This is a genomic window from Streptomyces sp. NPDC049541 (assembly GCF_044465725.1).
Taxonomy (GTDB): Bacteria; Actinomycetota; Actinomycetes; order Streptomycetales; family Streptomycetaceae; genus Streptomyces.
Map to the genome: position 1 here is coordinate 724,512 of NZ_JBITLY010000004.1, position 10,760 is coordinate 735,271.

Annotated in this window: 8 protein-coding genes and 1 pseudogene; 1 reads left to right on the forward strand and 8 read right to left on the reverse strand. The window is 69.4% G+C overall.

Annotated elements, in window-relative coordinates; translation table 11 throughout:
- Positions 1-15: 15 nt before the first annotated feature.
- The 4 genes from ACIBW9_RS19200 to ACIBW9_RS19215 form a co-directional block, all read right to left on the reverse strand.
- A complete protein-coding gene (locus ACIBW9_RS19200) occupies positions 16-1,920 on the reverse strand; it encodes a copper resistance CopC/CopD family protein (protein ID WP_398956430.1) in 1,905 nt (634 codons plus the stop codon).
- Positions 1,921-2,102: 182 nt separating this feature from the next.
- A complete protein-coding gene (locus ACIBW9_RS19205; protein WP_398956433.1) occupies positions 2,103-2,318 on the reverse strand; it encodes a hypothetical protein in 216 nt (71 codons plus the stop codon).
- Positions 2,319-2,694: 376 nt separating this feature from the next.
- Positions 2,695-4,392, reverse strand: a complete 1,698-nt coding sequence (locus ACIBW9_RS19210; RefSeq protein ID WP_398956435.1) for a purine-cytosine permease family protein — start codon at positions 4,390-4,392, stop codon at positions 2,695-2,697.
- 539 nt (positions 4,393-4,931) lie between these two features.
- Positions 4,932-6,014 (reverse strand): substrate-binding domain-containing protein, encoded by a 1,083-nt coding sequence (locus tag ACIBW9_RS19215; RefSeq protein WP_398956437.1) that lies wholly within the window; start codon positions 6,012-6,014, stop codon positions 4,932-4,934.
- 109 nt (positions 6,015-6,123) lie between these two features.
- Between ACIBW9_RS19215 and ACIBW9_RS19220 the strand changes: the two genes are divergently transcribed.
- Entirely contained in the window at positions 6,124-6,567 is a 444-nt protein-coding gene (locus ACIBW9_RS19220) for a MarR family winged helix-turn-helix transcriptional regulator (protein WP_398956439.1), read from the forward strand.
- Positions 6,568-7,166: 599 nt separating this feature from the next.
- Here ACIBW9_RS19220 and ACIBW9_RS19225 read toward each other — a convergent pair.
- The 4 genes and pseudogenes from ACIBW9_RS19225 to ACIBW9_RS19240 form a co-directional block, all read right to left on the reverse strand.
- Positions 7,167-7,894: pseudogene (locus ACIBW9_RS19225) on the reverse strand (MgtC/SapB family protein).
- 128 nt (positions 7,895-8,022) lie between these two features.
- A complete protein-coding gene (locus ACIBW9_RS19230) occupies positions 8,023-8,484 on the reverse strand; it encodes a DUF6174 domain-containing protein (protein WP_398956441.1) in 462 nt (153 codons plus the stop codon).
- Between the two features lie 244 nt (positions 8,485-8,728).
- Positions 8,729-9,454, reverse strand: coding sequence for an N-acyl homoserine lactonase family protein (locus tag ACIBW9_RS19235; protein WP_398956442.1), 726 nt, complete (start codon positions 9,452-9,454; stop codon positions 8,729-8,731).
- A 177-nt stretch (positions 9,455-9,631) separates the two neighbouring features.
- Positions 9,632-10,468, reverse strand: coding sequence for an MBL fold metallo-hydrolase (locus tag ACIBW9_RS19240; RefSeq protein WP_398956444.1), 837 nt, complete (start codon positions 10,466-10,468; stop codon positions 9,632-9,634).
- Positions 10,469-10,760 lie beyond the last annotated feature (292 nt).

Consider the following 10,760-nt stretch of genomic DNA (forward strand, 5'->3'; position numbering starts at 1 on the left):
GACGCGGGCCAAGGCTTACCGTCCCTCTCCGGGGATCCGCACCGTCCTGGTCCGGGTGACCTCGTCGATGGCGGTGGTCCGTACGGTGACCGAGAGCTGCCACGTTCCCGGGGCGGGCAGCTGGAGCCCCCGTGCCACCCAGGCGTTCCCGGATTCCTTGAGGACTGCCCTGAGTCGGTCGATGCCGCGCGCCGGGAGGGCGAAGGCGACGTCCAGTTCCGGGACGTGCACGGCGGTGTGGTGCGGGCCCAGGACGACGGCCTTGAGGGCGTTTGTTCCCGGACCGCCCGGGGCCAGCGTGATCTCGACCGTTCCTCGGCCTGTGCCGTCGGCCTGACCGGTGTCGAAGGGGACGGCGACGTGCACCGGCCCCGCCTGCGAGGCGGCGGCGCCGTGTGCCTCCGTTCGCGCCGGCTGGGTGTTGGTGAGCACGGTGGTCACGGCGAGCACGAGGATGCCGACGACCGCCTCCATGCCGACCGTCCGGCGAAGGGCCCGCCGGTAGGAGCCGACCGTGTCCGAGGCCGTGGAGAGCGGTGCCGTCGAGGACGGGGCGTCACCGATGCGCTCGGGCCGGGTGCCGCCGGAGTGACCCGCCATCACCGGCACGGGCTCGCTCTCCCGGACGCGGGCCCTCGCACGCAGCCCCGCCGTCCAGCGCCGGGAGTAGAAGGCGGCCGTCAGCATCATCAGCACGCCGTAGACCTTGAGCAGCAGCCACCGCCCGTACGCGGTCGTGACGAGCGCATCCCAGGAACCCACCTGACGCCACGACTGATAGAGGCCGGTGGCGACGAGCGTGACGACGGCGACGAGCGCGACGACGGAGAAGCACCGTGCTGTCTCGGCATCGGCGGATTGATCGGCGGGCGCGCGGTACAGGACGGTCAGCAGGGCCAGGAGGCCGCCCAGCCATACCGCCATCGCCACGAGGTGCAGCACATCGAGGGGCACCGCCAGCGGCACCTGAGGGCCGACCGAGGCATGCTCGGCCAGGGACCAGGTGACCGCCAGGCCGAAGGCCGTGACCGCCACGGCGACGGACAGGCCGAGCCGACGGGCCCGCCCCTTCCTCGCGTCCTCCTCGCCGAGTGCGGACGGGAAGCCGAAGCGCCCGGCCAGGAGGAGCAGGAACGGACCTGTCCCCAGCAGGAGCAGCAGCCGTACGAGGAGGAAGATGCCTGCCGTGCTGTCCAGGGTGTTCCGGAGCAGCGTGACGTCCAGCACCCGGTCCAGCCCCTGCTCCTCGGTGTACGGGCCGCGCAGCACCAGCAGGGCGAGCGTCGACAGCGCCGTCGCCGCCCCGCCGGTGAGCAGCAGCCGGCGCAGCGGCCGTATCGCCTGCCGCGTCGGCCGGCACAGCAGGACGAAGACGCCCGTTCCGACGAGCACCATGTAGCCGATGTAGTCCGCGTACCGGCCCAGGCCGTACAGGACACCGGCCGCGCTCGCGTTCGGCGAGCCGGTCCGCGGGGCCGTGAGACGACCGGACGGAGCGCCGACGGAGAAGACGAACGCCCCGGCCACCGGGTGCGTGTCGGCGGACACGACGTGCCACGTCACCGTGTACGTCCCGTGCGGCAGACCGCCCCGCAGCGCCACGCGCACGATCGCGTCGCCGCCCGCGGCGTGCTGTGGGGGGCCGTCGTCCACACGGCTGCCGCTCGGGCCGTAGACCTGGACCGAGTCGTCGGCGATGCCCACTCCCTCGCCGAAGGTCAGCGTGATGTGCGGGGGTGCGGTGGCCAGGATCGCGTTAGCGGCGGGGTCGGTCGACAACAGGGCGGCATGCGCCGAGGCGTTTGCGGCACCTGCGAGGGAAACCGCCCACACCGCGGCGCACACCACCAGGGACCGGACCAGCCACCGGACCTGGGTCCTGATCACCGGCCGCGCGGAACTGAGCCAACCCGTCGTCATGCACAGGTAAGTTGGGCCCCGCCGTTTGCCGCGGCATCGCTACGCCGTTCGGCCACCGTAAAGTCGCCCTCCACCGGCGGCGGGTGCCGCGGTGAGCTGTGCGTGGGACCTGTGCGTTCTTCGTGATGGTTGTCGCAGGCGATCACCGGGGCGACGACGACCGGAGTCGCGGTAGCCGGGGATCAGGGCACGGCGATGCCGTCGAGCTTGCCGGCCTTGGCCTCGGAGACCAGGTGGGAGAACTGGTCAGCGCTCATCTGCACACGCTGGCCGAAGTCGTCGGTCAGGATGATTCGCTGTTCGGCGGGGGCGCTCGGGTCGACGAACAGTTGGGGACAACCGCAGTCGCAGTTGCCGCAGAAGGTCGCCACGGGCTCCAGTCCGTTGGTCTCGGGCATGCTGCTCCACCTCCGTGAATGTGGGGTCGCGGCGCATCGGTGTCCGAAACCGCCGGCCGCAGGGACCGTCCGAGGGATACCCGGCGCGACGCGGCCGGACGCGCGCCTCCGCCTCGGCTGGGTGCGCGGTCGACGTCCGGCGCGCGCTCGTGCTCCTCCCGCGCTTCCGGTGCCTCGATATCGCCGGGATGGCCGGGAACTGAACGACCCGCGGCTCCGACTTGTGTGGGGGGCAGGTCTTCCGGACAGTTCGCGGGTGGCGGTGGTGCGCAGGCCAGGGCGGGGACCCACCGCCCGAAGGGCAACCGACATCGGCTCCGGCCCGCGTCGAAGGACGCGGGCCGGAGCCGATCACTCATGGATGTGCGGGTGGGGGTCAGTCCGCGGATCGGACGGTCGGCATGGCGAGTATGACCGGTCCGGTACCGGCGCCGCTCTTGCAGGAGTCGTGGCAGTCCTTCTCCAGGCTGCAGCACAGGGAGCAGATGGCCCCGGAGTGGAAGGAGCAGTTGGCCACGTCGGGCCGCTCGAAGTCGGTGGTGCACACGGTGCAGGTGAGCGTGACCGCCGACGGCAGGCCGTCGGCGCCGAGCAGCGGCTCTTCCAGGTCGTCGACACGGGCGATGTAGTACTTGCCCTTGGTCAGCACCGCGAAGAGCGGCGAGAGCACCATGGCCAGGAACAGGGCGATGAACGGGGAGTACGCCTTGCCGTAGTCGCCGAAGGCGTTGAAGTACGCGGCGATGGAGACGGCCGAGGCGATGAGCATCGAACCGAAGCCGACAGGGTTGAAGTTGTAGAGGTGGGCGCGCTTGAACTCGATGTACGAGGGGCTGAGCTTCAGCGGCTTGTTGATGACGAGGTCGGCGACGACCGCGCCGATCCAGGCGATGGCGACGTTGGAGTAGAAGCCGAGCACCGTGTTGAGGAAGCCGAACACGCCGCCCTCCATCAGGGCCAGGGCGATCCCGACGTTGAGGAAGATGTAGACGACCCGACCGGGATGACGATGGGTGAGCCGGGAGAAGAAGTTCGACCAGGACAGCGAACCCGAGTAGGCGTTCGTCGAGTTGATCTTTATCTGGGAGAGGATCACGAAGAACGTGGCCAGGCCCAGGGCCACGGGCGCGGCGAAGGTCTTGAAGCCGTGCACGTACTGCTGGATGGGCTCGTTGGCCTTGGCCAGGCCCACACTGCCGGCGATGTAGAAGGCGAGGAACGCCCCGCCGATCTGCTTGGCCGCGCCGAGCACCACCCAGCCCGGGCCGGCCGAGAGCACCGCGCCCCACCACTTCCGGCTGTTCTCGGGCGTCTTGTCGGGCATGAACCGCAGGTAGTCGACCTGCTCGCCGATCTGCGCGATCAGGGACAGCGCCACGCCGGCGCCCGCGCCGATGCCGAGCATGCTGATGCTGGAGCCGGTGGGGGAGTTGCCGGCGAAGTGTGTGAACTGCGAGAACTTGCCCGGCTCCTGGATGGCGATGGACACGAACGGCGCGACCATCAGCACCAGCCAGACCGGCTGCGTCCACACCTGCATCTTGGACAGCGCCGTCATGCCGTAGATGACCAGCGGCAGGATGATGAGGGAGCAGATCAAGTAGCCGACGGCGAGCGGGATGTGCAGCCCCAGCTCCAGCGCCTGCGCCATGATCGAGCCTTCGAGGGCGAAGAAGATGAAGGTGAAGCTGGCGTAGATGACCGAGGTGAGCGTGGACCCGAGATAGCCGAAGCCCGCGCCCCGGGTCAACAGGTCCATGTCGATGGAGTACTTCGCCGAGTAGTACGAGATCGGGATGCCGGTCAGGAAGATGACCACCGCCGCGGCGAGGATGGCCACCATGGCGCTGGAGAAGCCGTTGGAGATGGCGATGGAGCCGCCGATGGCGAAGTCGGCGAGGTATGCGATGCCGCCCAGCGCCGTGGTCGCCACCACGTAGGGGGTCCAGCGGCGGAAGGACTTCGGCGCGTAGCGCAGCGAGTAGTCCTCCAACGTGTCGTTCTGTGCCCAGTTGTTGTACGTCCGTCCGCCCGCACTCGCCGGTGGCGCTTCCTTGTCGACGATCTCCGTCACGACTCTTCCCTCTTCCGGACGCAGGGACACGACCCGGATGACCCCGGGTGTTTTCAGGGAAGAGTCAGGGCCTTCTGTTTCTTGAGCGTTTCGCGTTCTTTAAAGGCGAGTTCTTTGACGATCCCTTTATGTGACGCGCGTAGAAAATAGGGTATCCCGAATTGAAGAAGGTGGTCAGGGTGTCTGGATGTGCTCTCTGAGCTGGTAACTTCGTTGCTATCCGCGGCTGAGGATGAGTGGTGCCGTGCGGATTCCGGACGCAATTCTCCGTCGAACGGCCGGGTGGGTGACGGCTGTTTACGGGGTAGGGTGAATTTCGCGATTGCGTACGGTCCGGCGGGGATTCGTCGGTGCCCGTCTCGCGCCACCGGGTGGGAAGGCGGGAGGGCAGGTGCCCAGCGCGGCCTGCGTCATGGATGGCGACTTGCCTCGCTTGATACTTCCCATAGAAACTATTTCTGCGGCAGGGTATTGTCAACGGCCACGCGGGACAGCGGCCTGAGGGGTGCGCCGACCAGCTCCAACTGGAGGGCGGGGAGTCAGAGTTGGGCGACGATGTGGAAGTCGAAGGCGTCCGCCCGTGCCAGATACAGCCGTTGGGTGAGATGGTTGCCGTCCAGCCGCAGCACGCCCCGCGGGCCCTCGTAGGACACCGTGTCCGCGACGGCGCACATCGCCCGGACGTCCAGCGACCGCGTCCGCTCGGCCAGCGCGGCCAGCAGCCGTACCCCTTCGAAGCAGGACTCGCCGAGGCTCCCCACGACGGGTGCCTGCACCCCGAAGCGGGCCGCGTAACGGGCGCTGAAGTCCAGGCTCTCCGCGGTCGCGAGCGTCTCGAAGAACCCGGCCGCCGCCCAGAGCCCCTCGGTGGCCTCGGCGCCGGTGGCCAGCAGGATGTTCTCGTCCATGTGGGTGCTCAGGCGCAGACACCGCTGGTGGAGACCGTATGCGGCGAACGCCCGGTTGAAGCGGGCCGCGTCGTCCCCGATCAGCAGCATCAGCACCGCATCGGCCTCGCTCCGCTCGATCCGGCGCAGCACCGGCCCGAACTCGTGCGTCCCCAGCGGCACGAAGACCTCGTCCCGCACCCGGCCACCACAGGCGCGGGCATACCGTCGCGCGGCACGAGCGGTCACCCGCGGCCACACATAGTCGTTGCCCACCGTGCACCAACGCCGCGCCCCGGTCGCCTCGGCCAACAGCCGCATCGCAGGGAGCAGTTGGGCGCCATCGGTCTCGCCGGTCAGGAAGACTCCGGGGGTGCGCTCGCCGCCCTCGTACTGGGCGGTGTAGACGTACGGCACCCGGCCCGCGATCCGCGGCAGCAGTGCCTGGCGGACCGCCGAGGTGTGCCAGCCCAGCACTCCGTCGACGGCGCCCAGCGACACCAGGGCCTCGACCTCGGCAGCCACCTGCTCGGGCGATCCCCCGCCGTCGACCGTGACGAGCCTGACCTCCCGGTCCAGCACGCCGCCCGCCGCGTTGAGCTCTTCCACGGCCAGTTGCGCGGCCAGTTCGCAGGACGGGCCGAAGACCCCCGCCGGCCCTTGCAACGGCACGACCAGAGCCACGACCAGCGTCGTGCTCGAGTCGCCGTTCCCACGGGGCGGCACCGGATGCACAGATCACCTCCGTGAGGGCATGGGCGCGCGGATCCCGGTCCGGGCCCCGGCGCCCTCGCAGAGGCTCGTAATCTGCCCGCACAGTAGACCTAGTGGAAGGACACCGGCAATGCCGTCCCCATCCTCCTCGCCGGACCTTGCCCACCTGCTCAGCCATGCCGAGCGACGCCTCGTGCAGCGCTTGGCGGGGGTGCTGGCGCAGGAGGGCTGCTCGGTGGAGGAGTGGCGTGTCCTGGCGGCCGTCGCCGACGGGCAGGGCCATCCGATGACCGAGATCGCCGAGCACGTCCTCATGCCGGCGCCCAGTCTGACCAAGCTGGTCGACCGCATGGTCGCCGGCAACCTGGTCTACCGTCGCCCCGACCCCCACGACCGCCGCCGCGTCCTGCTCCACCTCACCGCCCGCGGCCGCATCCTCCACGACCGCGCCGCCCGTCGCGTCCACTCCGACCAGACCCGGCTCCTGGGCGCCGTGGGCGACCAGGGAGAACTCGCCCGACTGCTGTCCGTCCTCACGGCGACGGTGGACGGGCTGCCCGCGCCGCAGGGTTGAGGGGGATTGCAGCCGGCGTACGGGCGGGACGACGGCAGCCCAGGTGGGCGGCGGTGCCTTGGCCTTCGGCGAAGGACGCGTGGCCTGCGTCCAGCCCTGACGGCGGTAGAAGGACCCGGCCGGTCCGAACGGACCGAGGTGAGCAGCCAGGAGCGGTTCTGCGGCGCGTCCGCGGTGGCCACGCACGCGAGTCGGCCGTCGACGGATCCGGACCCGGACGATCTGCAGACTCCAGTTCGCTGATCCCGGGGCGCGACTGATCCGTGTCCGTCAGCAGCGGCCGGCGCGCTCCTTCGTGGCAATGTCGGTGAGGCAGGTGTGCAGTTACGGCGGATGGCCGAGCTTCGGGCGGCACCGGTCGTAGCCGTTGATCAGCGCCCATCCGCAGACGCACGCCACTCCGGAGTACACCGCCTGGTCGAGGCATTGCCCTCGAGGACCCGGCCGCCGCGTACGGCATCTCGGCGCACGGGCGGCCGAGTTCGTCGACGAGACGCTGAACGGGGCCGGCGTTCCGGTCGCGGCCAAGGAGCGGCACCCGCGTCATCGGCGCTGCTGCCGGCCCGAGGACAGCAGATACCCCCTGAAGGCGCTCGCACCTATTCGTCGGTGGCCGCGGTCATTTCGACGTCGATCACGCCGTCGTTCTGGAACAGCTCGGCGGTGAGTGGGCCGGTGTCGGCGGTGCCCTCCAGTTCGAGCAGGACGCGTGCGGCGGGATCGGTTCGGCCGGGCAGGCGGTCGACCTTGACCTGGAGGATGCGGAAGCCGCGCCGGGTGCAGGTCTCCATGAGCTGGGGCAGCAGGGCCGTGCCCGTGCGGTACGTCATGCGCAGTTCGAACGTCGACGCGGTCGCCCCGGGTATCAGACGGTCGGCCAGCAGGGGGTGCCCCGTACGACGAGGAAGTGCAGGGCGGTGACGGCGCAGGCGAGGATGGGCAGGCCGCCTCCGCAAGCCATGCCGACCGCGCAGGTGAGCCAGATGGTCGCGGCGGTGGTCAGACCGCGGACCGCGTCCCGTCGTACGAAGATGAGGCCGCCGCCGATGAAGCCGATACCGGAGACTATCTGCGCCGCCACCCGGGAGGGATCGAAGGAGACGTTGTCCAGGCCGAGCACGTTGGTGAAGCCGTGCTGGGAGACCTCCATCATCAAGGCGCTGGCGATCCCGACCAGGGTGTGGGTGCGCAGGCCCGCGCTCTTCTGCTGGGCCGCCCGTTCCCAGCCGATGAGGCTGGACAGCAGTAGGGCGAGCCCCAGTTCGGCCAGCTGACGCAGGCCCTGTCCGTTGTCCACGTCCCACAGCGGGACTGCCAGTCCGGTCACACGCACCTCCCGTCCACGCAGGGCGTCTACCCCGAGGGCAGGGACCAAGGCTGTGACGAGTCCGACAGGTCAGCGACGCAAAGCCGCAGAACCGTGAACCGCGGCCGACGGACAGAACCGTCGAGCGGTCAGGCGGGGGTCGGCTCGTAGGAGCTGATCACGTACAGGGCTTCGTCGTCGATGGCGTTCTGGTCCCAGTCCAGGGTGATCCGCAGGGGATGCCCGTCGGTCGCGTACTCCGCCTTCGCGGTGTGCGCGTGGTCGCTGCGGGCCTTGGCCAGCCGTTTCAACAGCTCGCCGATCGTGGGCACTTCACCGGGCAGCTCCCGTACCTGCCGCCGGCTGTCCTTGTCGACGCCGACCGCCTCCGTCACCTTGCCGTCGCGGACCTTGACCCGGAAGGTTCCTGCCAGGACCTGGGTGGTGGAGGTCAGCGTGTAGGCGTATGACTCGGGTTCCTGCCAGGTCGTGCGCACGAGCGCTGTGGCGGTCTGCGACTCACCGGAACCGCATGCGGCGGTCGCGCACAGCAGGGCTCCGACCAGTGCGGCGACGGACAGGACCCGAGGACGAAAGCGTACGGCGGCCATGACGACTCCCTCGAAGACGGCTACTGCTACGACGCCGGTCCGCCCGGCAAGGTTCGGTCGGCCCGGCGTCAGGCCACCGCGGCCAGGACCAGGCCGATGGTGACGCCGGTCGACCGGCTTGGCGTCCGGTGCCGCTGCCCAACTTCAGGACCGGCGCGGGCTGTTCGGGCTCCTGGCCTCCCGTGACCTCCTTCGCGTCCGGCAGTGACGACGTGCAGCTGGGTGAAGTCCGCCGGATGCCCGTCTAGTCCGACCTGGCGTGGAAGGTGCTCCGTGACGGTTCCCAGACCGAGCAGTCGTGAGCGAAGAGAACGCGTCGTGGGTCGAAGTCGGCGAGTCGCTCCATCCAGTGCCGGTAGGCGGGAAGCGGCTGCTCCACGCCGTCACGTGCCGCTTGCTGGGCCAACTGGTCTGATGCGTAGTGCGAAGCGAAGTCGTGCGCTTGGCCGGCGAGGAGCACGGTGCCGTCTCCTTGCTGGAGGACCAGCGACTGATGCCCTTGGGTGTGCCCCGGTGTCGGAATGATCCAGACGCCAGGCCGGACCTCGGCCTCACCGGAGAGTTCCTCATAGGACGCGGCGGGGAAGTCGATCAGCTCGTCGAAGGTGTAGTCGCCGTTGCGGGCAGTGGCCAGCTCGACGTCCTGGACCAGGATGGGCTTGCCACCCAGAAGAGGGTTGCCGCCGCAGTGGTCGAAGTGGAGGTGGCAGTTCGCGACGAGTGAGATGTCGTCAGGGGCGACTCCGGACGCGGACAGGGCATCCCGCAGGTCCCGCCGTCGGGGACGGTAATGGGCTTCGGTCTCGGGGTCCGCCTTGCCGATGCCGGTGTCGAAGAGGATCAGGCCGTGATCGTGTTGCACCAGGTAGGCGAGCACAGGCTCGACCCGCGGCTGCGGTCCGCCGGTTTCCGACGCGGGCCGGATGAAGTACCCCAGATCGAGCCGACGCACCGCCATGTTCTTCGCCATGCGGCCAGTTTCGCGGGTTTGGATCCTGCCGTCGGGCGCGGTCTGCCAAGAGCAGAACAATGACCCACGCCGTCGACCGCACTGAGGGCAGCGGTCGGCGACGAAAGCCCGTGCCATGGGATCCAGGCCACCGGGCTCACCCGCCTGAGCGAACCTGGTGCTGTCGGCGCGCTGAAGTCATCCTGGGCTGGCGGGCGCCGGCTGGTGCCCGCCGCCGGTGGGCTCGAACCCTGCCAGCAACTGCTCCAGTGCCGCCTGGTCCGGCCCGACGAACTCCGGCTGCCCGGCTGCCGATCCGAGCGTGTCGATCATCGACGGGGTGATCCCCGGAGCCGGTGGCAGATGCGTGGAGAGGACGAGCTCCGGCTCCCTTTCCCGCAGCGTCGCGAAGGTGCCGAGGAACTTCTCCACGTCTACGGTGTGTACCCATGGACTGTCGACCGTGGCCCACAGCAGCTGCGCGGTCCGCAATTCCTCCACGCCGATGGCACCGACGTCATCGGCGTGTGCCGCTTCGGCACTGGGCATCGGCCCGCCGAAGCAGTCGGAGCTGAAACAGACCCCTGAGCGGTCGTCGAAGAGGCCCACCGTGGCCGGGTTGTCGAACAGCGGCGGCCGGAATGCGGTGAGCGTGCGGTCGCCGACGTCCAGGGATTGCCCCGGGTTGATCAAATACAGGCGATCGAGCGGCAGCGGCCTCTCGCAGGACATCAACCCGGCGGACAGGAACGTGGTCACGACACGCGCTTTGGGCGCCGCGGCCAGCAGATCGAATATCCCGCCCGTGTGATCACGATCGGGGTGTGTCAGCCAGAGCCATCGCACATCGGCGGGATCCAGCACGGAACCGAGCACCTCGAGGAAGTTCCTGTCGGGGAGCCCGAGCCCGGTGTCGATGACGACTGGCTGAGGGGCGAGCAGTACGAAGGCGTTGACCGGGAGGTGCCCGATCCCCGGTACCTCGATGCTGTCATTCAGAACGCTGATGTCCGGGCGGACCTTGTGAACCGGCATGTCGCATCTCCATGCCCCCAGGATGGTGATCGCGCCGCGGCCTACGCGTCCATCATCTGCCCCTCCCTCCGGCCCCGCATCCCGGCCAGGGCGCCAGGCGGACGCCAGAGGGGCACATGGCAGCACAGGCGCTTCGACACGGAGGCGAGCAGCGACGGCCAGGTCGTACGCGCCGAAGTGCCCCGCCGCTCCGGGATACCCCAAAGAGTTGGGGTTCCGGAGCCGACTTGGTGCGCCGAGGATTTTCCGTATGGACACCATTGAGCAGAACAAGCAGACCGTGACCGCTTTC